The sequence below is a fragment of the Curvibacter cyanobacteriorum genome, from assembly GCF_028649475.1.
In the GTDB taxonomy this organism is placed as follows: Bacteria; Pseudomonadota; Gammaproteobacteria; order Burkholderiales; family Burkholderiaceae_C; genus Curvibacter; species Curvibacter cyanobacteriorum.
On record NZ_JAQSIP010000009.1, the window covers coordinates 16,484 to 40,601 of the forward strand.

The 24,118-nt window shown below is 69.8% G+C and carries 22 protein-coding genes; 11 read left to right on the top strand and 11 right to left on the bottom strand.

The window, feature by feature from the left end:
* The first annotated feature begins 18 nt into the window (after positions 1-18).
* Genes minC through minE form a run of 3 tightly spaced genes read left to right on the top strand, consistent with a single transcriptional unit; the run spans position 19 to position 1,889 of the window.
* Entirely contained in the window at positions 19-768 is a 750-nt protein-coding gene (gene minC, locus PSQ40_RS16995; RefSeq protein WP_273953082.1) for a septum site-determining protein MinC, read from the top strand.
* Between the two features lie 38 nt (positions 769-806).
* A complete protein-coding gene (gene minD / locus PSQ40_RS17000) occupies positions 807-1,622 on the top strand; it encodes a septum site-determining protein MinD (RefSeq protein ID WP_273953083.1) in 816 nt (271 codons plus the stop codon).
* 3 nt (positions 1,623-1,625) lie between these two features.
* Positions 1,626-1,889, top strand: coding sequence for a cell division topological specificity factor MinE (gene minE, locus PSQ40_RS17005; protein WP_273953084.1), 264 nt, complete (start codon positions 1,626-1,628; stop codon positions 1,887-1,889).
* 40 nt (positions 1,890-1,929) lie between these two features.
* Here minE and PSQ40_RS17010 read toward each other — a convergent pair whose 3' ends face one another.
* The gene (locus PSQ40_RS17010) at positions 1,930-2,451 is read right to left on the bottom strand and encodes a flavin reductase family protein (RefSeq protein WP_273953085.1); all 522 of its coding nucleotides are present in this window, start codon (positions 2,449-2,451) and stop codon (positions 1,930-1,932) included.
* A 166-nt stretch (positions 2,452-2,617) separates the two neighbouring features.
* Here PSQ40_RS17010 and PSQ40_RS17015 point away from each other — a divergent pair, with 166 nt between their 5' ends.
* Both PSQ40_RS17015 and PSQ40_RS17020 read left to right on the top strand, forming a co-directional pair.
* The gene (locus PSQ40_RS17015; protein WP_273953086.1) at positions 2,618-3,394 is read left to right on the top strand and encodes an alpha/beta fold hydrolase; all 777 of its coding nucleotides are present in this window, start codon (positions 2,618-2,620) and stop codon (positions 3,392-3,394) included.
* Entirely contained in the window at positions 3,394-4,338 is a 945-nt protein-coding gene (locus PSQ40_RS17020; RefSeq protein ID WP_273953087.1) for a M14 family zinc carboxypeptidase, read from the top strand. Before PSQ40_RS17015 ends, PSQ40_RS17020 begins: the two co-directional genes overlap by 1 nt.
* A gap of 55 nt (positions 4,339-4,393) precedes the next feature.
* Here PSQ40_RS17020 and PSQ40_RS17025 read toward each other — a convergent pair whose 3' ends face one another.
* On the bottom strand, positions 4,394-5,251 hold the full coding sequence (locus PSQ40_RS17025) for a phosphatase PAP2 family protein (protein WP_273953088.1): 858 nt from the start codon (positions 5,249-5,251) through the stop codon (positions 4,394-4,396).
* 166 nt (positions 5,252-5,417) lie between these two features.
* Here PSQ40_RS17025 and PSQ40_RS17030 point away from each other — a divergent pair, with 166 nt between their 5' ends.
* Positions 5,418-6,167 (top strand): YdcF family protein, encoded by a 750-nt coding sequence (locus PSQ40_RS17030; RefSeq protein WP_273953089.1) that lies wholly within the window; start codon positions 5,418-5,420, stop codon positions 6,165-6,167.
* A 64-nt stretch (positions 6,168-6,231) separates the two neighbouring features.
* Here the strand turns inward: PSQ40_RS17030 and PSQ40_RS17035 are convergent, their stop codons facing one another.
* Entirely contained in the window at positions 6,232-7,350 is a 1,119-nt protein-coding gene (locus tag PSQ40_RS17035) for a porin (protein WP_273953090.1), read from the bottom strand.
* Positions 7,351-7,695: 345 nt separating this feature from the next.
* On the opposite strand from PSQ40_RS17035, the gene PSQ40_RS17040 reads away from it, so the two are divergent.
* Complete coding sequence (locus PSQ40_RS17040) at positions 7,696-8,328, top strand: TetR/AcrR family transcriptional regulator (RefSeq protein ID WP_409338611.1); 633 nt, start codon at positions 7,696-7,698, stop codon at positions 8,326-8,328.
* A gap of 57 nt (positions 8,329-8,385) precedes the next feature.
* Here the strand turns inward: PSQ40_RS17040 and PSQ40_RS17045 are convergent, their stop codons facing one another.
* The gene (locus PSQ40_RS17045) at positions 8,386-8,988 is read right to left on the bottom strand and encodes a flavodoxin family protein (RefSeq protein ID WP_273953091.1); all 603 of its coding nucleotides are present in this window, start codon (positions 8,986-8,988) and stop codon (positions 8,386-8,388) included.
* Positions 8,989-9,060: 72 nt separating this feature from the next.
* Positions 9,061-10,413 carry a D-amino acid dehydrogenase gene (locus PSQ40_RS17050; protein WP_273953092.1) on the bottom strand — a complete coding sequence of 451 codons (1,353 nt, stop codon included), beginning with the start codon at positions 10,411-10,413 and terminating at the stop codon, positions 9,061-9,063.
* Between the two features lie 124 nt (positions 10,414-10,537).
* On the opposite strand from PSQ40_RS17050, the gene PSQ40_RS17055 reads away from it, so the two are divergent.
* Together PSQ40_RS17055 and PSQ40_RS17060 are read left to right on the top strand one after the other, a co-directional pair.
* Complete coding sequence (locus PSQ40_RS17055) at positions 10,538-11,446, top strand: LysR family transcriptional regulator ArgP (RefSeq protein WP_273953093.1); 909 nt, start codon at positions 10,538-10,540, stop codon at positions 11,444-11,446.
* A gap of 91 nt (positions 11,447-11,537) precedes the next feature.
* Entirely contained in the window at positions 11,538-12,155 is a 618-nt protein-coding gene (locus tag PSQ40_RS17060) for a TetR/AcrR family transcriptional regulator (RefSeq protein WP_273953094.1), read from the top strand.
* A 121-nt stretch (positions 12,156-12,276) separates the two neighbouring features.
* Here the strand turns inward: PSQ40_RS17060 and PSQ40_RS17065 are convergent, their stop codons facing one another.
* On the bottom strand, positions 12,277-12,699 hold the full coding sequence (locus PSQ40_RS17065; protein WP_273953095.1) for a universal stress protein: 423 nt from the start codon (positions 12,697-12,699) through the stop codon (positions 12,277-12,279).
* 61 nt (positions 12,700-12,760) lie between these two features.
* Entirely contained in the window at positions 12,761-13,612 is an 852-nt protein-coding gene (locus PSQ40_RS17070) for a metallophosphoesterase (RefSeq protein ID WP_273953096.1), read from the bottom strand.
* 149 nt (positions 13,613-13,761) lie between these two features.
* Here PSQ40_RS17070 and PSQ40_RS17075 point away from each other — a divergent pair, with 149 nt between their 5' ends.
* Entirely contained in the window at positions 13,762-13,944 is a 183-nt protein-coding gene (locus tag PSQ40_RS17075) for a hypothetical protein (RefSeq protein ID WP_273953097.1), read from the top strand.
* A gap of 29 nt (positions 13,945-13,973) precedes the next feature.
* Here PSQ40_RS17075 and PSQ40_RS17080 read toward each other — a convergent pair whose 3' ends face one another.
* The 4 genes from PSQ40_RS17080 to PSQ40_RS17095 all read right to left on the bottom strand — a co-directional run bounded on the left by PSQ40_RS17080 (position 13,974) and on the right by PSQ40_RS17095 (position 23,172).
* Complete coding sequence (locus PSQ40_RS17080) at positions 13,974-14,954, bottom strand: Bug family tripartite tricarboxylate transporter substrate binding protein (RefSeq protein WP_273953098.1); 981 nt, start codon at positions 14,952-14,954, stop codon at positions 13,974-13,976.
* A gap of 139 nt (positions 14,955-15,093) precedes the next feature.
* Positions 15,094-18,462, bottom strand: a complete 3,369-nt coding sequence (locus tag PSQ40_RS17085; RefSeq protein WP_273953099.1) for an AAA family ATPase — start codon at positions 18,460-18,462, stop codon at positions 15,094-15,096.
* Positions 18,463-18,638: 176 nt separating this feature from the next.
* A complete protein-coding gene (locus PSQ40_RS17090) occupies positions 18,639-22,064 on the bottom strand; it encodes an AAA family ATPase (RefSeq protein WP_273953100.1) in 3,426 nt (1,141 codons plus the stop codon).
* Between the two features lie 115 nt (positions 22,065-22,179).
* Positions 22,180-23,172 (bottom strand): LysR family transcriptional regulator, encoded by a 993-nt coding sequence (locus tag PSQ40_RS17095; protein WP_273953101.1) that lies wholly within the window; start codon positions 23,170-23,172, stop codon positions 22,180-22,182.
* Between the two features lie 128 nt (positions 23,173-23,300).
* On the opposite strand from PSQ40_RS17095, the gene PSQ40_RS17100 reads away from it, so the two are divergent.
* A complete protein-coding gene (locus tag PSQ40_RS17100) occupies positions 23,301-23,741 on the top strand; it encodes a hypothetical protein (protein ID WP_273953102.1) in 441 nt (146 codons plus the stop codon).
* Positions 23,742-24,118 lie beyond the last annotated feature (377 nt).

Consider the following 24,118-nt stretch of genomic DNA (forward strand, 5'->3'; position numbering starts at 1 on the left):
GCGACCAGCAAGCATCCCATGACCGGTGTGACCTCGGGCCCAGCCCGTGCCCCCTTTGACTTCAAAAGTGCCACCCTGCCTTTGGTGGCCTTGTTGCTCAAGACCACAGACCAGGTCACGCTGGAAGCCGACCTGGCGCGGCGCATGGCCGAGTCGCCAGACTTCTTTTCCAACGACCCCCTGGTGATCGACCTCAGCGCGGTGCGCGACAGCGAGGGGGTGCCTGACTTTGCCGCCTTGATCGCGCTGCTGCGCCGCTACCGGGTGCTGCCGATCGCGGTGCGCGGCGGCCAGCCCGCCCAGATGGCGGCGGCCGTGGCCGCGGGCCTGATCGAAGTGCCAGACCTGGTCATCCCGCAGCGCAGCGAGGCCCCGCAGGTCGAAGTGCGCGAGGTGATCCGCGAGGTCGAGGTGCCGGTGCAGGTGCCGGTGGCCGCGCCCAACACGGTGGTCATCGACAAGCCTTTGCGCTCGGGCCAGCAGGTCTATGCGCGCGGTGGCGACATCGTGGTGCTGGCCCTGGTCAGCAACGGCGCCGAAGTGATTGCCGACGGCAATGTGCACGTCTATGCGCCGCTGCGCGGCAAGGCCGTGGCCGGCGCGCGCGGCAACACCGAGGCCCGCATCTTCAGCACCTGCCTGGAAGCCGAACTCATCTCCATCGCGGGCATCTACCGCACCACCGAGGTGGCCCTGCCACCCGAAGTCGCCGGCAAGGCGGCCCAGATCCGGCTGGTCGGTGAGAAGCTGGTGATGGACCCGCTCTGAACAACAAACTCAATACAAGACTGAAGGATTTGCAACACATGGCCAAGATCGTCGTCGTGACTTCCGGCAAGGGTGGCGTGGGCAAGACCACCACCAGCGCCAGCTTTGCTTCCGGTCTGGCCCTGCGCGGGCACAAGACCGCCGTGATCGACTTTGACGTCGGCCTGCGCAACCTCGACCTGATCATGGGTTGCGAGCGCCGCGTGGTGTACGACCTGATCAACGTGATCCACAACGAGGCCAAGCTCACCCAGGCCCTGATCAAGGACAAGCAGTGCGACAACCTGTTCGTGCTGGCCGCCTCGCAGACCCGCGACAAGGACGCCCTGACCCAGGACGGCGTCGAGCGCGTGCTCAAGGAGCTGATCGAGATGGGCTTCGAGTACATCGTCTGCGACTCGCCGGCCGGCATCGAAACCGGTGCCCTGATGGCCATGCACTTCGCCGACGAAGCGCTGCTGGTGACCAACCCCGAAGTGTCGTCGGTGCGCGACTCCGACCGCATCCTGGGCATGCTGGGTTCCAAGACCAAGCGCGCCATCGAAGGCAAGGAGCCCATCAAGGAGCACCTGCTGATCACCCGCTACAACCCGAACCGGGTCGAGGACGGCCAGATGCTGTCCATCGAGGACATCCAGGACATCCTGCGCATCCAGCTGATCGGGGTGATTCCCGAGTCCGAAGCGGTGCTGCAAGCGTCCAACCAGGGCACGCCGGCCATCCATTCCGAGGGCAGCGATGTGTCCGAGGCCTACAAAGACGTGGTGGCCCGCTTCCTGGGCGAAGACAAGCCCCTGCGCTTCACCGAAGCGGTCAAGCCTGGCTTCTTCAAGCGCATCTTCGGAGGGCGTTGAGCCATGTCATTCCTGTCTTTCCTGCTCGGCGAAAAAAAGAAGACGGCGAGCGTCGCCAAGGAGCGTCTGCAGATCATCCTGGCCCACGAGCGCAGCGGTCGCAGCGCGGCCAGCCCTGACTACCTGCCCGACCTGCAGCGTGAACTGGTGGCGGTGATCTCCAAGTACGTGTCGATCAACGCCGACGACATCAAGGTGCACCTGGAGCGCCAGGACAACCTCGAGGTGCTCGAGGTGAAGATCGAGCTGCCCGAAGCCGCCCGCTGAGCGCACCGGAGGCGGCACCGCCCCCGGCGCCTGAGGCGCCTCAGAGCGGGTGTTCGGTGTAGAACCGGCCCCCGTGGTAGAGCAGGGGCGAGGCGCCTTCGCGGTGCCCGCACTGCTCGACCTGCCCGACAAAAATCACGTGGTCGCCTTCTTCGTAGCGGCTGCGGTTGAAGCACTCGAACGTGGCGGCCGCACCGGCCAGCAGCGGCGCGCCGCTGATGCCTTCGGTGTAGGCCACGCCGGCCCAGCGGTCCACGTCCTTGGACGCGAAGCGCTCGGCCAAGGCCTTCTGGTCGGCCGCCAGCACATTGATCGCGTAGTGCGAACCGGTGGCCAGCACCGCCATCGACGCGGCCGCGCGCGCCAGGCTCCACAACACCAGCGGTGGCTCCAGCGACACCGAATTGAACGAACTGGCCGTCAGCCCCACCAACTGGCCGTTGGCCGCGCGGGCCGTGATGATGGTCACACCAGTGGCGAACATGCCCAGGGAGGTCCGAAACTCGCGCGATGAAAACGCCGCTTGGCGGGCTTGGAGGGGGGCTTGGGCAGGGGCAGACACGGGTGATGGCGGAAATTTGAATCGGCTATTATGGGCCGCGCCTCATAATCGCACTGTCCCCAGGGCTTCGCGTCGGGGCCGCGTGTGTCCTCACGCTGGCCTGCGTGCCAGTCACCGGGCCCTTTCCTGTGTCGCCGTCCCTGGTCCCGCCTTTTCTTCAAGTCCCATGAACGCCCTCCCCGCTTTCACCACGCTGGGCGCCGGCCCGACCCTTTTGATGCTGCACGACTCGCTGGGCGGCCACCTGACCTTTGCCCCGCAGGTCGAGAGCTTTGCGGGCGCCGGCTACCGGGCCATGGCCTGGGACATGCCGGGCTACGGGCGCAGCGCCCCGCTGGACCCCTACAACTTCAAGAACCTGGCCAACAGCTGCATCGCCCTGATCGAGGGCCTGCGCAGCGGGCCCCTGGTGCTGATCGGCCATGGCATGGGCGGCATGGTGGCGCAAGAGGTGGTGGCACGCCGGCCTGATCTGGTGCGCCGCCTCGTGCTGTGCGCCACGCTGGCGCGTGGCTTCGAGGCCTCGGGCGGCACCGAGGGCGAGCCCGCCGCCGAGCTGGCCGAAGGCCAGACCCTGAGCCAGCTGGCCGAGATCTACCTGCCCCGCCTGGTGGGGCCTGGCGCGCTGCCCGAGGGCGTGATGCTGGCCCACCACGCGATGGGCCAGGTCAACCCGTCCGCCTACCGCCGTGCCGTGGCGGAGGCGTCTTTTTTCAACCGCGAGGACGCGCTGACGCGCATCCATGTGCCCACCTTGCTGGTGGCTGGTGAGTTTGACCGCGCCGCGCCCCCCGAGCTGATGAAGCGCATGGTGGACCGCATCGGCCCCAGCAGCACGCTGGCCGTGTTGCGGGGGGTGGGCCACCTGCCGCAACTCGAAGCCCCCGATGACTTTGACAGCGCGGTGCTCAACTTCCTGGCCATTCCGCACACCTTGCACTGATGTTTTTCCCGTTGTCGAAGGGCCTGGCGCGCCGCGCCGGCCTGGTTTCCTGCGCCTTGGGGGCCACTGCGCTGGCCTGGGCCGGCCCACCGGCGGCCAAAAGCCCCCCGCCCGCCAACGCCGAGGCGGCCCTCAAGAGCCCTTGCAAGCAATGGACGCCGCGCCTGCCGGGCTTGTCGGCGGCCCAGTGCGATGCCGTCAAGCTGCAGCGCTCGGGCGCCCGTTCGGTGCAGGGGCGCGAGCTGTGGATGGGCGATGTGGGGCCGTCCAAGTCGCCCGTGAAGGTGCTGGTGATCGGCGCCATCCATGGCGATGAGCTGTCCTCCAGCACCGTGGCCTTGCACTGGATGGGCCTGGCGCAAGACTCGCCCAACAACGCTTTGTGGCGTTTCATCCCGGTGCTCAACCCGGACGGCCTGTTGTCCCAGCCGGCGCGCCGGGTCAACGCGCATGGCGTGGACCTGAACCGCAACTTCCCGACCCCGAACTGGGAGCGTGACGCCCCGCGTTACTGGTCGCAGCGCACCCGCAAGGACCCCCGCCGCTGGCCTGGCCCCAAGGCGCTGTCGGAGCCCGAAAGCCGCTTTGTGCACGACCAGTTGAGCGCCTTTGCCCCGACCCTGATCGTCAGCATCCACGCCCCCTACGGCGTGCTGGACTTTGACGGCCCGGTCGAGGCGCCGCGCCGGCTGGGCCGCCTGGTGCTGGACCCGGTGGGCGTGTTCCCGGGCTCGCTGGGCTTTTATGGCGGCGTGCACAAGGGCGTGCCGGTGGTCACCATCGAGTTGCCCCATGCCCAACGCACGCCCTTGCCGGCCGAAACCCGTCAGATGTGGCTGGACCTGCACCGCTGGATGAACGACCGCCTGCTGGCCAAGAACGACAAGTCCGACGCGGCGGGCCAAGCCGACGCCGGCATCCCCCGCGCCAGTGGCCACCACTGAACGGCGCATGCGGTCCGCGCTTGGGGTGCTGGCCGCGCCCCGGGCCTGAGGCGGCTCAGCGCGGCCCGGGCGTGGCCGCGGCGGGTGTCCCCGCGGCGCCGGGGCGGGCGTCCATCCACAGCAGGCACACCAGCAGCCACACCGTGCCGCTGCACAGCCCGGCCAGCACGTCGCTGGCGTAATGCACCTGCAGCATCACGCGGCTGACCGGGCCGCTGAGCACCAGGGTGGCTGCGCCGCCCAGAATCAACGCGTGCCAGCGCGGCGGGCAGACCTGGCACAGCAGCCAGGCCAGCAGGCCGTAAGTCACCCACATGCCTGAGGCGTGGCCACTGGGGAAGCTGTAGCCGGTCTCGAGCACCACGCCATGCCCATGGGGCGGGCGCGGGCGCGCAAAGACCTGTTTCACGGACCAGTTCAGCAGGGTGTTGCCCAGCACGCCCAGCAACCAGCCCGCGGCCCACCAGCGCTGGCCGCGCCACAGCAGGGCCAGCGTCACCACCACCGTCAACACGCTGACGGGCGCCGGGTTGCCCAGCCAGCTTAGCGCCCCGAAGGCCTGCAGCGTGGTCCGGCTGACGGTGTCGGCCAGCGCCTGGGCCAGGGCGGCATCAAAGCGCTGCAAGGCTTGGCCGGGATGGATCTGGCTGGCCAGGCCGGCAAAACCCGCCAGCGCGGGCAGGGCCCAGCGCAAGCGGCGCCAGGCCTGTGCCGCGAGCTGCTTCGGGCGGGGCGCGGGGGGCTGGCGCTTCGACCAGGCGCGCCAAGCGGCCAGGCCCAGCCAGCCCAGCAGGCAGGCCAGGGCCCAGGCCGCCACCGCGTGCTGGGCCAGCCACTGGGCGCTGGCCACCAGGGGGTCAGCGGGGATCGAAGCCGTGTCCAGCACGGCGGGGGAGGGGGATGCAACAGACATGGGCAGGTTCAAACAAGGCCAAGGAGGGGCGCCGGGTGCGCCGCGCGAGCGGGGCGGGGCCGGCCGGTGAAGTCCGTCGGCTGGCGCGGTCGCAAAAGCCGGAACAATACCGCCTGGGCGACCCCGCGGTCGCAGGCAGGCTTATTTTGTGCACGGAAGGGGTGTCATGTTCTGGTTGGTCATCAAGAAGGGGATCACGGCGGTGTTCATGCCGCCCTTGAGCCTGTTGCTGTTGTCGCTGTTGGGCTGGGGGCTGTGGCGGCGGGCACCGCGCCTGGCGCGCGGCCTGCTGGCGCTGGCCTGGTTGTCCCTGTTGGTGCTGAGCTGGCAGCCCGTGGCCGACGCCTTGCAGCAAAGCCTGGAGCAGGACCCGCCCTTGAGCGCAGTCGAGTTGCAGCAGTCGCAGGCCATCGTGGTGCTGGGCGGGGGCAGCTACTCGGCCGCGCCGGAGTACGGCGGCGAGGACACCGTGTCGCGCTTCACCCTGGAGCGCCTGCGTTACGCGGCGGTGTTGCAGCGCCAGAGCGGCTTGCCCCTGTTGGTGACGGGCGGCTCACCCGAGGGCGGGCGGCCGGAGGGGCAGTTGATGCAGGCCGTGCTGGAGCGCGATTTTCAGGTGCCGGTGCGCTGGGTGGAGGCGGCTTCGCTGGACACGGCGGACAACGCGCGGCTGTCGGCGGCCCTGTTGCGTGAGGCGGGGGTGGAGCGGGTGGCGTTGGTCAGCCAGGCCTGGCATTTGCCGCGCGCGCAGCACCAGTTCGAGTTGCAGGGCTTGACGGTGTTTCCGGCGCCGACGGGCTTCAGAACCCGGCCCCGCGTGAGCGCCTGGTACTGGTGGCCGTCGGCCGAGGCCCTGTACACCAGCCAGATCGCCTTGCGCGAATGGCTGGGCCGGCTGGCGGCCCTGCTGGCCTAAAAAACGGGGCCGTCCCGAGGCCCGGGGAACACAGTGCCAGGACGGCCCGTTTCAAAGCCGACGCTCAGAACTTGTGCACGATGCCGACTTGGTAGCCGTTGATCGTGCGGCCGTTCACGTCGGTACCCGCAAAGTTGGGCGACAGGCCGGCCGAGCCCGAGGGACGGAAGCCCGCGTTCTGGTCGTTGCGCAGGGTTTCCCACATGGCCGACAGCGTGGTGCGCTTGGACAGCGCGTAGTAAGCGCCGATCGAGCCGCCGCTGGCGTTCTGGCCCGCACCCGACTTGTCGTTGATGCGGCCCCACAGGGCGCCCACGCGCAGCACCGGGGTGACGTTGTAGTCGGCCGAGACTTGCAGGATGTCAAAGGTGCGGTTCACGCTGGTGCTGGTCCAGGACACGGCGCCACCCACATTGCCCAGCACGGTGCCGGCGTTGTTGCCGTTGGCGTTGGAGGCGATGTTGTTGGAGCGCACGTAGACGGCGTAGACCTTGCCCTTGCCGTAGTCGTAGTTGGCGTACAGGTTGTGGTAGAAAACGTTCGCCTTCAGCGCGGCGTTTTGCGGGGCCTTGGCTTGCAGGCCGGCGTAACCGACGCGGAACGGGCCGTTCAGGTAGTCGGCGGCCAACTGGGTGATGGGCGTGCTGACCTGGGCCGTGCTGGCGCTGGCTTGTTGCTGGGCGAAGTGGGCTTCGAGTTGCAGGCCGGAGAAGCGCGGCGAGATGTAGGCCAGGTCGTTGTCAAAGCGCGAGGGCACGCCGAAGTTGTTGACCATCGAGCCCAGGGTGCGCGACGAGTAGTCGATGTAGTCGCCGCGGTAGAAGATCGCGGTGTTCTGGCGGCCCAGGCGCACTTCACCCCAGTCCTTGCTGGCCAGGCCAACCCAGGTCTGGCGGTCGAAGGCGCGGGTCGAGTCGGCGGTGGCACCCGAGGCGCCGTTGATGCCCATTTCCATCTGGAACTTGGCCGACAGGCCGCCACCCAGGTCCTCGACGCCGCGGAAGCCGATGCGGCTGCGCAGGTCCTTGCCGTCTTGCAGCGTGTTGAGCTTGGTGCCGCTGCTGCTGCTCATGTGGTTGAAGTACTGGTCGAAAGAACCGTACAGGGTGACGCTGGATTGCGCTTGCGCGGCGCCAGCGAGGCCGACGGCCATCAGGGCCAGGCTCAGGTTTTTGATCTTCATGGGTTTTCTCCTGTTGGATTGTTGGGGGCAGTGCGTGTCAATCTGGGCGTAGCGCGGCTTCCCACCTGCTTGCGTGGGCAGGTGGACAAAACAGGATTCGCAGTGCGCGTTGCCGAAGCGGCGCGCGCGCCTAGCGAATCCCTTTTGTTGGCACAGAGACACCGCTCGGAACCTTGACCGTTGGGCGGAACTGAGCGGCATCTACCGGGTGGGACAAAATGTACGAACCTGTACGTTTGTTGTCATGGGGGTAAACCCGCGCCATGTGGTGCCGGGCCGACAAGCTCGTGCTACGCTGGCGCGATGGACGAAACTGTACGAACAGACATTGAGACAAGCCCGCCGGTGCCAGAAAAACAAAGCCGCACCAACGACCCCGAGCGCACGATGGCCGACATCCTGCGGGTGGCGACGGCGGAGTTCGCCGACAAGGGCCTGAGCGGTGCGCGCATTGACGAGATCGCCGCCCTCACGCGCACCAGCAAGCGCATGATTTATTACTACTTCGGCAACAAGGAGGGCTTGTACCTCGCGGTGCTGGAGGACGTGTACCGCCGCATCCGGGTGGTGGAGTCGCAGTTGCAACTCGAGGACCTGCCGCCCGCCGAGGCCCTGCGCAAGCTGGTGGCCTTCACCTTCGACTACCAGCACGAGCATGAGGAGTTCATCCGCCTGGTGATGAACGAGAACATGCAGCGTGGCGAGTTCCTGGCCCAAAGCCGGGTCATCCAGGAGCTCAACACGCCGGTGATCGACGCTGTGCGGCAGATTTACGAGCGTGGCGTGGCCGAGGGCGTGTTCCGCCCCCACATCGACCCGGTGGACATCCACCTGGCGATCTCATCGCTGTGTTTCTTCAGTGTGGCGAACCGCCACACCTTCGGCCTGATCTTCAAGTCGCAGATGGGCTCGGCGCCCGACCTGGCCAAGCGCCGCGACAACGCGTGCGAGATGCTGCTGCGTTTCGTGCAGGCCTGAGCGGCCTACCGCCCACCGCGTTGGGCGCTGCTGCTGGGCGACCGACGGGCGCTGGCTTCAGCGCCAGAAATGCGCGGCCTGGGCCACCGCCTCGGTGTCGGCCTGCACGGCACCCGGGGCGCCGCCCTTGCCCCACAGCTCGCCGCCCCAGGCCATGCCCAGGAACTGCGCGCACAGGCGGTAGGAGTCGAACATCGGCTGGGCCTTGGCACGGTCACCGCTGGTGCTGATGACGCGCAGGGTCTTCTGCGCCATCTCGGTCTTGAACGGCACGCCGGGCGTGCGCAGCCAGCCGCTCCAATGGTCGAGGTAGGTTTTCATCGGGGCCGGGATGCTGAACCAGTACACCGGCGACACGAACACGATGTCGCTGGCCGCCAGGGTGGCGTCCAGCAGGGTTTTGAGGTCGCCCTCGGGCGCCGGGTACTGGCCCACGGTGTGGCGCAGGTCGACAAACGGGGGCAGGCTCAGTTCGTTGAGCGACAGCCAGGTTTGCCCCACATCGGCGGGCAGGGCCGCGGCGGCCTGGCGGGCCAGCCATTCGCTGTTGCCCTGCTGACCGGGTTCGCGGCTGGAACTGACCAGGAACAGAACATGACGCGGGCGGGGGCCCAGCGGGGTGCCGGGCTGGGCGGAGGGAGAAGGCGTTGCGGTGCTCATGGCCCGCATGTTAGCGGTTGCAGGCCGGGTCTGCCGGCCACCCGGGGCCCCGGGGCGGGGGCCCGCTGGGGCTCAGGCCAGGGCCGGCTGGGCGCGCGGCGCGCGCTGGCCCAGGAAGCCAAAGCGGTCGGCAATGCTGGGTTGTTCGCCGTGGATCAGCTCGGCCAGGGCCTTGCCCGAGCCTGCGCCGTGCGTCCAGCCCAGCGTGCCGTGGCCAGCATTGACCCACAGGCCCTGCACGGCGGTCTGGCCAATGAAGGGGATGTTGGTCGGCGTGGCGGGGCGCAGGCCGCACCAGAAGTTGGGTTGGCCGCCCTCGGACTCGAGCCGGGTGTCGCAGACCCCGGGCATCACGGCCTCGATGCGGCGCGCCAGCATCTCGCAGCGCGCACGCGCGATCGGGTTGTCCAGCGACAGGTCATAGCCGCCCACCTCGATGGTGCCGGCCACGCGCAGTTCGTTGCCAAGCCGGCTCATGGCGACCTTGAGCTCGTCGTCAATCGCTGACACCCAGGGCGCGGCCTCAGGCTTCAGGATCTTGAAGGTGGCGCTGTAGCCCTTGCCCGGGTAGATCGGCAGGTTCACCCCCACCTGGCGCAGCAGCGGCGCGCTGTACGAGCCTGCGGCCATCACGATGGCATCGGCGGTCAGCTCACGCGCGGCGCCATGGGCCTGGCCACGTTCATCGACCGGGGCCACGCGCACCGAGCGCGCCAGACCCAGCACCACGCCCAGTTTTTGCACCTGGTGGCGGTACAGGAACTGGACACCGCGCTCCGCGCACAGCTTGGCCAGCCCCTGGGTGAACAGGCGGGCGTCACCGCTTTCGTCGCTGTCGGTGAAGGTGCCACCCACGATGCGGTGGGCAAAGGGCTTGAACGCCGGTTCGATCTTCAGCAGCTCGTCGCGGCTGACGACGCGGCGCGACACGCCGTGGCGGCGCATCAGTTCGGCCGCGGCGCCGGCCGACTCGAAAGCGCTGGCGTCGGTGTAGTAGTGCGCGATGCCGCGTTGCAGGCGGTGGTAGTCGATCGCGTGGGTGTTGACGATGTCTTTCAGTGCCGCGTGGCTGTACGCGCCCAGTGCCACCAGCTGGCTGACATTGCGTTCAAAGGCCCGGTCATTGCATTGCGCCAGGAAGCGCAGGCCCCACAGCCACTGCTGCAGGCCTTCGCCCACCGGCCACTGCGGGCGGAACAGCAGCGGTGCGTCGGGCTTGGTCATCCACTTCAGCACTTTGAGCGGCGCCTCGGCATTGGCCCAGGGCTCGCAGTAGCTGACCGAGATCTGGCCCGCGTTGGCGAAAGTGGTCTCCATCGAGGCCTCGGATTGGCGCTCGACGACCGTGACTTCGTGTCCGCGCTCGCGCAGGTGCCAGGCGGTGCTGATGCCGATGATGCCGGCGCCAAGAACGATGATTTTCATGCAATCAAGTGTGCGACAAGCGCCTCATGCTTGAAAAGCAAAATTAAACTCTTGGCAGTTTCATCAGCATTGCTAATAATTGAGGGATGCCGATATCGACCTGGTCACAAGCTGGTCTCGACCCATGAATACCTTTGATCCCCACGCCCTTGAATGTCTGGCCGCCATCGTTGAAGAAGGCGGTTTTGAGCGCGCTGCGCAACGCCTCAGCATCACCCAATCCGCGGTTTCGCAGCGCCTGCGGGCCCTTGAAGCCCAAGCCGGCACCGTGCTGATCGTGCGCAGCCGCCCGCTCAAGGCGACGCCGGCGGGGCAGTTGCTGCTCAAGCACACCAAGCAACTGCGCCTGCTGCGCGTCGACCTGGACCGTGACCTGCGCGACCTGACCCCTGGCGGCTCCAAGCGCGCGCGCGAGGACGAGCGCATCTCGATCGCCATCAACGCCGACAGCATCGCGAGCTGGGCCCTGCCGGCGCTGGACCCGCTGGTGCAGCAGGGCTTGCCGCTGGAAATCATCACCGACGACCAGGACTTCACCGACGAATGGTTGCGTTCGGGCCAGGTGCTGGGCTGCGTCACCACCTTGAAACAGGCGCTGCGCGGTTGCAAGGTGGTGCCCCTGGGGGCCATGCGCTACGTGGCGGTGGGCCACCCCGAGCTGGTGCGACAGCGCATGCCCGAGGGGCTGACGCAGCACAATTTCCGCGACGTCCCGTTCGTAGCCTTCAACCGCAAGGACGACATGCAGAGCGAGTTCGTGAGCCAGTGTTTCGGCCTCAAGCGCATCACCCTGAGCCAGCTCTTTGTGCCCAGTTCCGAGGGGCAATTGCGCGCCGTCATGGCGGCCTGGGGCCTCAGCGTGCTGCCCGAGTTGCTGGCGCGCGGGCCGCTGGCACGGGGTGAGCTGGTCAACGTGGCCCCGCAGTTCAGCCTGCCGATCCAGCTGTACTGGCATTGCTGGAACCTGGAGTCCGAGGTGCTGGATGCCCTGTCCGCTGCACTGACCCGGGCCGCCGCCGAGTCGCTGGTGTGAGCCCGCGACGCCCGCCCCCGGGAGACCGGGCCTGATCCGACCAGCGTGAAGGGCTTCTATGGCTTCGACGCGCTCCGACTAAAATCGCGTTGTGAACACCACCACCCACGCCCGCGTATCCTTCAAGGCCCAGATGCACCAAGTGCGCGAAGAGGCCATCGTCCAGACCGTGATTCGCCTGCTGGGCGAAAAAGGCTACGACGCCATGACGGTGGACGAAGTCGCCGCCTCGGTCGGCATCGCCAAGGCCAGCCTCTACAAGCACTTCCCCGGCAAAGAGCAATTGGCCGCCGCCGCCATGGTCCATGTGATCAAGCGCGCGCAGGACTTCTTGCTGCTGGTGCCGGCCGACATCTCGCCGGTCGACAAGCTCAAGTCGGTGGTGGGTTGGGCCATGTCGCTGCAACTGGCCGATGAAATGCCTTCGCTGCCCAGCCGCAATTCCACGCTGCGCTCGGTGCTGACCGCGAACCGCGACTACATGAACGGCCTGGTGACGCTCAGCGACCAACTGGGCGAGTGGATCACCGAGGGCCAGGCCCAGGGCCTGATCAACCCCACGCTGCCGCCGCTGGTGGTGCTCTACACCCTGTATGCGCGCGCTTGCGACCCGGTGGTCAGCTTCTTGCGCCAGGGGTCGCAGTACAGCAATGCGCAGATCGTCGACCTGGTGCTGCGCACCTGCTTCGAGGGCCTGACCCCGCGTTGAGTGGCCAGCGCGCCGAGCTCGGCGGCCCCATGCAAAACGGCTCCTGACGGAGCCGTTTGCTTTGGCGGGGCGGACTGGCCGCCCAGGGCGCCTCAGGCACCCCCAGCCGTTGCCCAGGGCTTCAGCGCACCAGCAGCACCGGCACCTTGCAATGCGCGAGCACCTGGGTGCTGACCGAGCCCATCACCAGGTTGCCCAGCGAGCTGTGGCCGTGCGAACCCATCACCACCAGGTCAAATTTGCCGGCTTCGGCGAACTTGGCGATGGCTTCACCAGGCTGGCCCACCTTGCTGGCGCGCTCGGGCGTGATGCCGTGGCGGGCCAGGAACTTGGTCACCGGGGCCAGCACCTTTTCGGCCTCTTCGCGGTAGTAGTCGTCCACGATCTGCTTGCCGACCGCCGCCCGAGCCCGGGTGGGCAGCTGGGCTTGCACCGTCAGCACGGTGTACTCGACGGCGCCCGAGATCAGCGCCTCGTGGGTGCTCAGGTAAGCGAGCATTTTCTTGGTGTAGGCACTGCCGTCAACGGCGAGAAGAATCTTCATGGTGGCTCCTTGTGTGAGCCTTCATCTTAGGCCTGTGTTCGCGTGGCGACCTTGATGTGTGTCAAGTGCCCCGGGCCACCGGTGGCGCGACGGTGCCGGGCACCTCGATGCAGTGGCAGGGCTGAAAGTGCACTTGCTCGTTTTTGCGTGCGTAACCCAAGGGGTTGGCCCAGACCTCGCAGCCCTGGCTGCGGTAGTGGCTGGGCGCGTGCAGGTGGCCGTGCAGCCACAGCGTGGCCTGCGGCAGCAGGTCGTCGAGGGCGTTGCAAAAGCCGGCGGTGCCGGGCACCAGGCCGTAGCGCGGGTCGGCGCTGAGCAGGCTGGGGGCGAAGTGCGTCACCACCACCGTCGGGCCGGCGTGGGCCTGGGCCAGGGCCTCGCGTAGCCACTGCTGGCACTGCAGGGCTTGCTCGCGGATCTCCGGGGCCAGCATGGGCTGGCCATGCCGGGTGCTGCCGGTCTTGCGCAGGTAGAAGTTGGCCGCGCGGTAGGCTTTGTCGCGCATCTTCAGGGCCTCGGTGGTGGGGGCTTGCGCCTGCAGCGCCAGGGCGTCGAAATCGGTCCACAAGGTGGTGCCCAGGAAGCGCACGCCGTCGAGGGTCCAGCTTTCGCGCTCCAGCCAGACCAGGCCCAGGCGCTCGCAGGTCGCGCGCAGGCGCTGGTGCGCGGCGTCAAAGTCCTGCTGGTCGTACTCGTGGTTGCCCGGCACGAACAGCACCGGCACCGGCCAGGTGCCGCCTGCGCTGCGGGGCGAAAACCGGGCCAGACCGAAGTCGGGGTCACTGAGCAGCGAGCCCGGCTGGTAGGAGCCAATGTCGCCGGCCAACACCAGCACATCGGCCTCGGGGTGTGGCTCGGGGGCGAAATGGGGGTGCACTTCCAGGTGCAGGTCGGACAGGAGCTGGAGTTTCATGGCCCTCCATTGTGGCGCGCGGGCGCACCCCGCCATGCCACCCACCGGCAGCACTCATGCCAAAGCGGTATGGAGTTGGGCTTGCAAATTAAGGGTTAACCCTTAATCTAGAGGTATCTCTTCCAGGCACCGTTTTTCAGGTGATTCACATGTTTGCCATTCTTGCCCGTCTGTTCCTGTTCCGCGCTTCGGCTGAAGACCGCCGTGGTCGGCCCCAAGGCGGTATTGCCAACCGTTTGCTGGAGCGCGCCGAAGCCCGCGCCGGCCACGACCCGCAGCAGGCCCACGAGCTGCGCCAGGCCGCTGCCGCCTACCTGCGCGTGGTGCGCTGAGCCCCCAGCGCGTCGGCTTGGCGCACCGCTCAGAGCCGGGTGCCTGCGGCCTTGACCGTGGGGGCCAGCAAGGCCACTTGCTCGCGCACATAGCGGCTGAAGGCCGCCGAGCTGCCCGCCTGGGTGCTGACGCCCAACTCGAGCATCTTGCGCTTCACGTCGGGCAGGGCCAGCACCTCGTTGCAGGCGGCATTGAGCCGGGCCACCGTGTCGGCCGGCAGGCCGGGCGGGCCCGACAGGCCAAAAAAGTTGTCCAGCACCAGCTTGCTGTAGCCGAACTCGACCACGCTGGGCACCTCTGGCACCAGCGGCGAACGCGCGGCCGAGGTCACCGCCAGCGGCACCAGCTGCCCGCTGCGGAAGTACGGCACATACGCGGTCAGCACGTCGATGCCGACCGGGATCACGCCGGACATCAGGTCGGTGGTCATCGGGGCGCCGCCCCGGTAGGGCACATGGACCAGGTTCACGCCCATGCTCTTGCGCATCAGCTCACCGTAGATGTGGCCGATCGAGGCCGGCCCTCCCGAGCCAAAGTCGAGCCGGCCGGTTTTGCGCGCCTGTGACTCCAGGTCGGCAATGGTGCGGATCGGCGCGCTGGGCGTGGCCATCAGCACACAGGGCGCGGTGCCCAGCATGGCGACGTGGGTGAAGCCCTCGACTGGGTCGTAGGGCTGCTTGTCCAGCGCGAACGGCCCGATCGAGATCGGGGTCGAATTCGACAGCATCAGGGTGTAGCCGTCGGGGCTGGCCTGGTGCACCAGTTGACCCCCCACGCTGCCGCCGGCCCCCGGCCGGTTGTCCACCACCACGGCCTGACCCAGCTTGCGCGCCAGCTGGTCGGCCATCAGGCGCGCCACGATGTCGCTGGCGCCCCCGGCGGGAAAGGTGACCACCAGGCGGATGGGCTTTTCCGGCCAGGCGGCGCGCGCCGGCAGGGCGCTCAGCGCCAGCGCCGCGGCGCCCAGTTGGCTGGTGAAATGACGTCGGTTCAGGCGGGGGGCGGACATGGGCAGGCTCCAGGGCTGGGGGATGCACAGGCCATGCAACATCCGCGCCACCGCGCCACCGCGCCTCCCCGCCGCCGCTGAAGGCTTGGGGCGCTGTGTCTGGTCGCTGGTCGGGCGGCTCGGGACCTGGCCGCGGGTCTCAGGCGCCGGGCCAGTCCGCGCCGCGCTCGGCCCAGCGCCGCAACCAGCCGTGGGCGCCCGCTTGGGCGGCCACGGCCAGGGCCTGCTGCCAGGCGGCCTGCGCTTCGGCCGAGCGCTGCAGTTGCTGCAGGGCCTCGGCCTGGAGCCGGTGCAGGTCCATGCGGCAGGTCAGGTGTTCGTCGGGCCCCGACTGGCCCAGCATCTGCCCCAGCAGCTGCAAGGCCAGGGCGGGCTGCTGGCTGGCCAGCAGCGCGGCGCAGGCAAACCACAGCGCGGTGGTGGTGGCGGCCTGGTAGCCCAGCAGCACGGTGTCGGCCTGTTTGGCCAGCGGGATGAAGTCCACCGACGCGCCGGCTTCGGCCTGCCCCAGCGCCACCAGCAGGCCGGCCACGGCGCGCCAGAAGGTGAAGCCTTCGGCCTCGGCCATCTCAAAGCCCCGCGTGGCGTGCTGCGCCAGCCAGGCGCGGTCGCCTTGCAACCAGGCCAGCAAGGCGGCAAAGCAGTGCGCAATCGTCGGGTCTTGCCGTGTGGTGGACAGGTCGGCCAGGCGCAGCGCGTCGGCCAGGGTCTGCTGGCTGAGGGCCGGCTCGCCGCGCAGCCATTGCATCCAGGCCAGCTCGGCGCGCGCGAACACCGCGGGGTCGGACGGGAAGTACGCCATGCGCTGCGCCAGGCTCAGCGTGGCGCCCAGCGCCATGCTCTGGTCGAACCAGCCCTGGGCCTCCTCGAAGCGACCGAGCCAGAACAGGCTGTGCCCCATGGCCCATTGCACGATGTAGTGCTGGGCCGGCGTGCAGGCGCTGTCCTGCAAGGCCCGCGCGGCGGGCAGCCCGTCGGCGTGCGACTGGCCGCTGGCGGCCAGGTAGCGCAGCGCCAGCACGGCAAAGTGGGTGTCCTGGTCCAGCGCTTCGGCGCCATCGGCCTGGGGGTCGTCGCTGGGCAGGGCGCTCATCAAGGCGTGCGCGGCGCTGGAGCCATAGCCATCGCGTGCGATGAGGGCGTTGGCGTGGAGGACACGGGCGCGCAGGCCGGCGGGGCCGTCGAGGTAGCCGAGCTGGGCGAGGCGAGCGCTGCTGTTGCAGGCGGCGCAGATGTCGTCCTCGGCGAGGGCGGTCTGGGCGGCGAGGAACCAGGCGTTGCGGGCGTCGTGGGGGCGCTGGGCCTGTTCCCAGAGGACGGCGGCCTCGGTGAACTGGCGGCGGGCCTGCAGCAGGGCGGCGGCTTGCTGGGCGTGGTGCTGAAGGGTGTCGAGGGGGGTGACGGAGAGCAGGTGCTCGCGCAGGCGGGGGTGGAAGAAAGAGGCCTGGTGGGTGCCGCGGGCGACGAGCAGGCCGGAGGCGAGGGCGCGCTCGCAGGCCTGGCGAGCGGCGTCGGGGCCGCACAGGGTGGCGAGGTCGTCGATGGAGAAGAGCATGCCGAAGACGGCGGCGGCGGCCATGGGGGCGCGGGCGTCGCCGAGGCGGTTGAGGAGGGCCTGGCAGAACTCGCTGAAGTGGCTGCCGTGGTCGGAGGGGACGGAGTCGGCGAGGAGGTAGAGGGGCAGGCCGCGGGCATTGGCGATGCGGCCGCGGCGCGCTTCGGGGCTGAGGAGGTCGGCGTCGGGCAGGGCGCTGAGGATGGCCTCGGCGCTCGCGTCGTCCAGCGCCTCCAGTTCCAGTGTTTCCAGCCCGGCCAGCGGCAGCGGCTGGCGCTGGCCACGGCGCTGGGTCAGCAGCCACAGCACGGGCGCGCCCTGCTGGGCGACGCGGTTCAGCAGGTCGGCGCTCAGCGTGTCCAGCCACTGCACATCGTCGACCACCAGCAGGGTGCGGTGCGGCCCCGGGCCCGCGCCCCGCAGCAGGGCGCCCAGACCCTCAGCCAGGGCGGGCCGCGCGCCCTGCGGCACGCTGCGGCTGTGCAGCAGGCCCAGGATCGCGGCCCGGGCTTCGGCGCTCAGCTCGGCGCCACAGCGGCGGGCCGTGCGCTCGAGTTGCTGGGCGCGGTCGCCGGTGCCGCTGAGCAGGCCGCTGAACAGGTCGCTGAGGCCGCGCCAGGGCACGTCCACCGCTTCGGGCCGGGCCCCGAGCCAGAACACCGCGTGCCCCAGGCCCTGGCAGTGGCGCGCAAACTCCCACGCCACCCGGGTTTTGCCCATGCCGGGCTCACCGCTCAGGCACAGGGCCCGTGCTGGGCCCGACCCCAGCGCGGCCAGCAGTTCGCCAAGGCGGTGCAAGGCGGCCTCGCGGCCCAGGAACAGGCCAGCCAAGTCGCCCCCTGGGGGCAGCAGCCAGGGCGCGCTGTGGTCGCCCAGCGCGCGGCGGTAGACCGTCACCTCGCGGTTCAGGCCGCGGAATTGACGCGGCCCCTGGGGTTCGAAATGGCACTGGGCCACCAGGTCGATGAAGCTGTCATCGCAGACCAGCTCGCCCACTTCGGCACACCACACCAGGCGCCCGATCAGGCTGCGGCGCCAGCCCTGCACCCGCGGCTGCGGCCCGCGTTGCAGCAGGCTGCGCCCGGCGGTCACCGCCATGCGCAGCTGGCGCTGCGGGGCCAGTTGGTCGGACAGGCTGGCGGCGCAGCGCAGGGCCTGCCAGCGTTGGCCGGTGTGCTGGCTGTCGAGCCCGAAGGCCAGCGTGCCACCGGCGTCGTCGTAGTCCACCAGCACCCCGTCAAAGGCCTCGGCTTCGCTGCGCACGGTGTCCAGCCAAGTGGGCAGGGCTTGCAGCAGGCGTTGCGGGTCGCTGTCCGGGCCTTCGTCAAATTCGAGCCGCAACAGGGTCAGGTGGGCGATTTGCGGGGCAACCGCCAGCCCATCCTCGGGCTGGGGCGCGGTGCGGGCCTGGGGGGCCGCCCCCGGCGCGGTCTCGGGCCGCCGGGGGCGGTCGCTGACTGGGCCCGGGGGCGGTGCGGCGGGGGGGCGCTGCGCGCTGACCCCAGAGCCCAGGGCCACCGCATCACCCCGCGCCGCCTGTTCGCCGTGCAACTGGGCCAGCGCCTGGTGCAGGTGCAGGCGTTGCGCGCGCAGCCATTCGCGGAAATCGTCCGAGCACCCGTCCTCGGCCTGGGCCAGCCAGGCGTCGGGGCCGGCGGCGTGGCTGCCCAGCAGGGCCTCGCGCTGGGCGCGGGACCACAGCGCGGCGTCCTGCGGCCGGGCCAGCAGGCCCAGGTCAGTGCAGAACACGCCCTCGGGTTTCAGGGTCAGCCAGTCGCGTTGCACCTCGAGTGCAGTCCCCAGGCCCAGGCGGTGCAGGCTGCTGGCCAGGTCGCCCAGCACCTCCCGCAGTTGCGCGCGCGCCTGGTGGGCGGGCAGGTCCGCCCAGAGCATTTCAGCCAGTGTCTCGCGGCGCAGCACCTGGTGCGTGTGGGCGGCCAGGAAACCGAGCAAGGCCGGCCCCTTGCGGTGCTTGAGCGCCAGCGGCAGGCACTGGCCCCCCGCGTACAGCAGCGGCGGGCCGCTGAGGCACAGCAGGTTCAGGGACTGGGGCGAGGCGGGGCTCGGCGGCAGCGCGGCAGGGGGGCGGGGGACGGACAGGGCGGGCCTCTCAGCAGGGGGCGCGCGGCTCAGGCCGCGGCGCCAGGGGTCAGTTCGGCCTGCCAGTGGGCCAGCCAGCCGTGGGCGCCGAGGGCCTGGCCCTGGGCCCACGCCTCGCGCCGGGCCGTGGCCGCGGCCTCGTGCTGGCCCAGGGCCTGCAGCGCCAGGGCCTGCTGGCGCCACAGGTCCATGCGGCAGTAGCGGTGTTCGTAATGTTCACAGGCCTGCAGCGCCTGTTGCAGCACCGGCAGGGCTTCTTCGGACCGACCGCAGGCCTGCAGCGTGGCGCCCAACAGCCACAGGGCGGTGGTGGTGCCGGCGCGGTAGCCTGCGAGCATGGTGTCGGCGGCTGCACTGATGGGTTGCAGGTCCACCGGCTGACCGGCGCTGCCCTGCGTCAGGGCCAGCAGCAGGCCGGCCACGGCGCGCCAGAATCCAAAACCCTCGGACTCGGCGATCTGGAAGGCCTGGGCCGCGTGCTGCGTGGCCTGGCCGAGGTCGCCACCGCACCAGGCGGTCAGGGCGGCAAAGCAGCCGGCGATGCAGGGGTCTTGCCGGGTGCTGGACTGCGCGGCCTGGTGCAGGGCCTGTTGCAGCAGGGCCTGGGCCGCGGCGGTGTCGCCGATGAACCACAGCATCCAGCCCAGCTCGGCCTGCGCAAACACCGACAGGTCGGACGGGAAGAACAGCATGCGTTCCCGCGCGCTCAGGCCGGCCCCCCAGGCGATGCACTGGGTCAGTGCTTCGCGCGCCTCAGCCAGGTGGCCCATCCAGAACAAGGTGTTGCCACGGGCCCAGCAGGCGGTCATGCGCTGGGCCGGGCTTTGGGCTTCGTCCTGCAAGGCCTGGGCATGGGCCAGGCCATCGGCGTGGCCTTGCGAGGCGGCGCCCAGGTAGCTGAGCATGAGCACGCTGAAGCGGGTGTCGGGGTCCAGGCTGGCGAGGTCGATCGAGGTTTCGGCCACGCCCATCATCACCTGGTGCGATTCGAGCGAGCCATAGCCATCGCGTGCGATGAGGGCGTTGGCGTGGAGGACGCGGGCGCGCAGGCCGGCGGGGCCGTCGAGGTAGCCGAGCTGGGCGAGGCGAGCGCTGCTGTTGCAGGCGGCGCAGATGTCGTCCTCGGCGAGGGCGGTCTGGGCGGCGAGGAACCAGGCGTTGCGGGCGTCGTGGGGGCGCTGGGCCTGTTCCCAGAGGACGGCGGCCTCGGTGAACTGGCGGCGGGCCTGCAGCAGGGCGGCGGCTTGCTGGGCGTGGTGCTGGAGGGTGTCGAGGGGGGTGACGGAGAGCAGGTGCTCGCGCAGGCGGGGGTGGAAGAAAGAGGCCTGGTGGGTGCCGCGGGCGACGAGCAGGCCGGAGGCGAGGGCGCGCTCGCAGGCTTGGCGAGCGGCGTCGGGGCCGCACAGGGTGGCGAGGTCGTCGATGGAGAAGAGCATGCCGAAGACGGCGGCGGCGGCCATGGGGGCGCGGGCGTCGCCGAGGCGGTTGAGGAGGGCCTGGCAGAACTCGCTGAAGTGGCTGCCGTGGTCGGAGGGGACGGAGTCGGCGAGGAGGTAGAGGGGCAGGCCGCGGGCGTTGGCGATGCGGCCGCGGCGCGCTTCGGGGCTGAGGAGGTCGGCGTCGGGCAGGGCGCTGAGGATGGCCTCGGCGCTCGCGTCGTCCAGCGGCGGCAGGGTCCACTCTTCCAGGCCGTCAAGGCGCAGGCCATGCGGGCCCTGGCTGCGCCGGGTCAGCAACCACTGGGTCGCCTGGCCGGCTTGGATCAAGCGGTTCAGCAGCTGCGTGCTGGGCTGGTCCAGCCACTGCACGTCATCGATCACCACCAGTGCCGGCCGCTCGCCGCGCCCGCGCAGCAGGGCGCCCAGGCCCTCGGCCAGCGCCCCCTGTTGGCCTTGCGGCAGGTGGGCGTGCTCGATCAGCCCGGTCAGGGCCGCCTGTGCGGGCGCGCTGAGTTCGGCACCCAGCTGCCGGGCCAGGCGTTGCAACTGGTCCGCCACCGAGCCAGGGCCACCCAGCACGCGCTGCAGCAGGTCCAGCAGGCCGCGCCAGGGCACGTCGACGGCCTCCGGCACGGCGCTGAGCCAGAACGTGGGCGTGCCTTCGCTTTGCAGTCGCCGGGCCAGTTCCCAGGCCAGGCGGGTCTTGCCCATGCCGGGGTCGCCCTGGATGCAAACCCCCACCGAGGCCCCAGGGCCGGCCTGGGCCAGGCGCTCGCGGGCCTGCTTGAGCAGGGCCTCGCGCCCGAAGTACCCGCCTGAAAAGTCACCGCCCGGGGGCAGCAGCATCGGGCGGCGCTCGGTCAGCGGTCCGCGGTAAAGCGGGTGTTCCTCCTGGAAGCCGCGGAAGCGGCGGCGGCCCAGCGACTCGAAGCCCAGGTGCAGGGCCAGGTCCTGCAGGCTGTCGTCGCAGACCAGTTCGCCGCGTTCGGCCGACAGGGCCAGCCGCTCGACCAGGCGCTTGCGTCCCCCCATGAGTTGCAGCCGGGGTTGGCGCAGCGCCAGGGTGCGGCCCGCCGTCAGGCCCATGCGCAGACCCAGTTGCGGCGCCAGCAGGTCGTGCAGGCCGTAGGCGCATTGCAGCGCTTGCCAGCGCTGGCCGGTGTGCAACTGATTGAGGCCGAACACCAGGGTCAGGCCGCTGTCGCTGAGCTCGCCGAGCTCACCACCATGCCCGCGCGCCAGGGCCCGCACCGACTCAACCAGGCCGGCCTGGCTCAGGAAGGGGCTCAGGCCGTGTTCGCCTTCGGGGCTGTCGACCTCCAGGCGCAGCAAGGTCAGCAGGCTGATGTGCGGACCGGCTTCTTCGTTGGGCCCCACGGGTGCGGGCGCGGCCTGGGGCGCCGCCGCCAGGCCTTGGCGCTGGCCTGGCGCCGGCCCCTGCAGCGGGGCGCCGGGGGGCGGCAGGCCCCCCGCCGTCGGGGGCAGGCTGGGGTCGGCGGTGACTTGGCGCAGGGTTTCCTCGAGGTGCAGGCGCTGGGCCTGCAGCCACTCCTGGAAGTCCGATGAGGTGCCCTGGTCGGCATCGGCCAGCCACAGCGCGCCGCGCTCCATTTGCTCGCGCAGGCGCTGCGTCAGGGCGGGCGGCAGGGCTTGCCCCTGGCTGGCTTCGGCCAGGGCCGTGACGTCGGTCAGCAGGCGCTGGCCCGGGCGCAGGGCCAGCCAGTCGCGCTGGACCTCGAACACCCCGTCCAGCCCCAGTTGCCGGAACACCGCGGTCAGGTCGGCCAGCACCACGCGCAGGTTGGCCCGCCCGGCCGAGCCCTGGATGTCGGGCCACAGCAGCTCGGCCAGGGTCTCGCGGCGGAACACGCGGTCGGCGTGCGAGGCCAGAAATCCCAGCAGGCCGAGGCCTTTGCGGTACTTCAGGGACAGGGGTTGCAGCCGCCGCTCGCTGATCAGGGCGGGCCGGCCAGCCAGGCACAGCAGGGGACGGTCCGGGTTCGAAGGGGCGTGCATCAAGGGGCGTTCAGAAGCGCCTGGTGCGCGCGGAATCGGGTGCGCGCGGGCCAAATGGCGGTCAGAAAAGGCAGAAAAGCGTGAATTATCTGACTAATTGGTCATGTGGGTGGTTTCACGGTGGCTCGCTGTTCACCGTGGTGTGGGGCGCGTACGGCGTGGGGCCGCTGTTGGCCGAGCGCACGATGGCCTTGCGCAGCCACTCGTGGCTGGCGCCCTGGCGCCGGCGCTTGTGCCACAGCGCATCGACGTGCACGGTGGGCACTTCGAGCGGCAGTTCGCGCCAGACCAGTTCGTCGGCGATGCCCGTCACGTCGACAAAGTGGCGCGGCAGCACGGTCAGCAGGTTGGAGCTGGCCACCACCCGGCCGGCCGTGAAGAACTGGTTCACCGTCAGCACGATGCGGCGCTCGCGCCCCACGGCCGTGAGCGCTTCGTCAATGAAGCCGTAAGGCCGGCCCGAGAAGCTGACCAGCAGGTGGCGCGCGGCGCAGTAGCGGTTCAGGGTCAGCGGGCCGGTGGCCAGGGGGTGGTCGCGCCGCATCACGCAGACGTATTCGCCGTCGTACAGGCGTTGGTGAGCGTAGGCCACGGCCTCGCCGGCCTGGCTGCGCGCGGTCAGGTCGGCCAGCACGGCCGGGAAGTAGCCAATCGCCATGTCGGCCACCTCGTCGTCAAGCAGGCGGCGTGGGTCGCGCGTGGCCAGCGGCACGACGCGGATCGAGACCCCGGGGGCGTCGCGCTCGATGGTGTCCACCAGGCCGGGGATCAGCGCCGCTGCGGTGGCGTCGGCCATGGCCAGCACAAAGGTGGTGTTGGCTTGTTCGGGCCAGAAATGCTCGGGTGCCAGGGCGGTTTGCAGCTGCTGCAAGGCATCGCGCACCGTGGGCCAGAGCGCCAAGGCCAGCGGCGTGGGTTCAATGCCCTGGCCCTGGCGCCGCACCAGTTCGTCGCCCAGCGTGTCGCGCAGGCGGCGCATGGCGTTGCTGACCGCTGGCTGGGTCAGGGCCAGCTTGCGGGCCGCGCGGGTCAGGCTGCGTTCGGCCATCACCTCGTCAAAGATGCGCAGCAGGTTGAGGTCCAGGCCTCTGAATTTGTCTTGCGGCATGGGGTTGAACTTTACTCATCACGAATGTGAATGAACATCATCATGAATATAAAGTTGAATCGCACAGGGGTTAACCCTAATATTCACCCCATCAGACGGCCACAAGCCAAGACTCTAAGGAAAACACCATGACCAGCTTTGTTCACACCGAATACTCGTTCACCCACGCCGGCGTTGCCCGCGCTGAGAAGGCCGCAGAGACCCTGCGCGACGCAGCCCAGCAATTCGACGGCGCCCGTGGCACCGCCACCCTGCTGCTCGCCGCCGTGGTGTCCGCCCTGCTGGTGGTGGCCAACCAGGTGATCGACACCTGGTCCGAAGGTCACCTGCTGGCCGCCTGGATCGCCCTGTGGACCATCGGCTTCACCGCCCTGGCCCTGCTGTCGACCCCGCTGCGCCGCGCCGCCCTGGGCCTGCGCGCCGGTCTGCGCTCCTGGGCTGAAGCCCGTCAACAAGCGGCCGAGGACCACAAGCTGTGGAGCCTGGCCCTGACCGATGCCCGCGTCATGGCCGACATCAGCCGCGCCATGAGCCGCGACGCAGCCCGCGACGTTCGCGGTTACTTCTGAGTGGTGACCGGGCCCCGCCCGGTCTGACTTGGACACAGCACTTCAAGCCGTGCCCCGTTGGGGTACGGCTTTTTTCATGGGCGATGGATCAGCACCGTGGGCGGGCCCGCCGCCCAGTCTCCGCTGCCGCGCCACCCCGATGCGGTGAACCCGCCGAGGCCCCTGGCGCCTGCGACCCCGGCCGGGCCGTTGCCGCAACGCGGCCCGCGGTCCGCGGTCGGTGGGGCTGCCCACACCCGCGCCAGAGCGCTGCTGGGGCGAAAAAAAACCGCCAAGCGCAGAGCGCATTGGCGGTGGTGCTGATGGACAGCAGCGCCGTCACAACGCCGGGGCAGGTCAATGGAGAACGCCTGCCCTGGCGTTGATCGGGGGGGAAC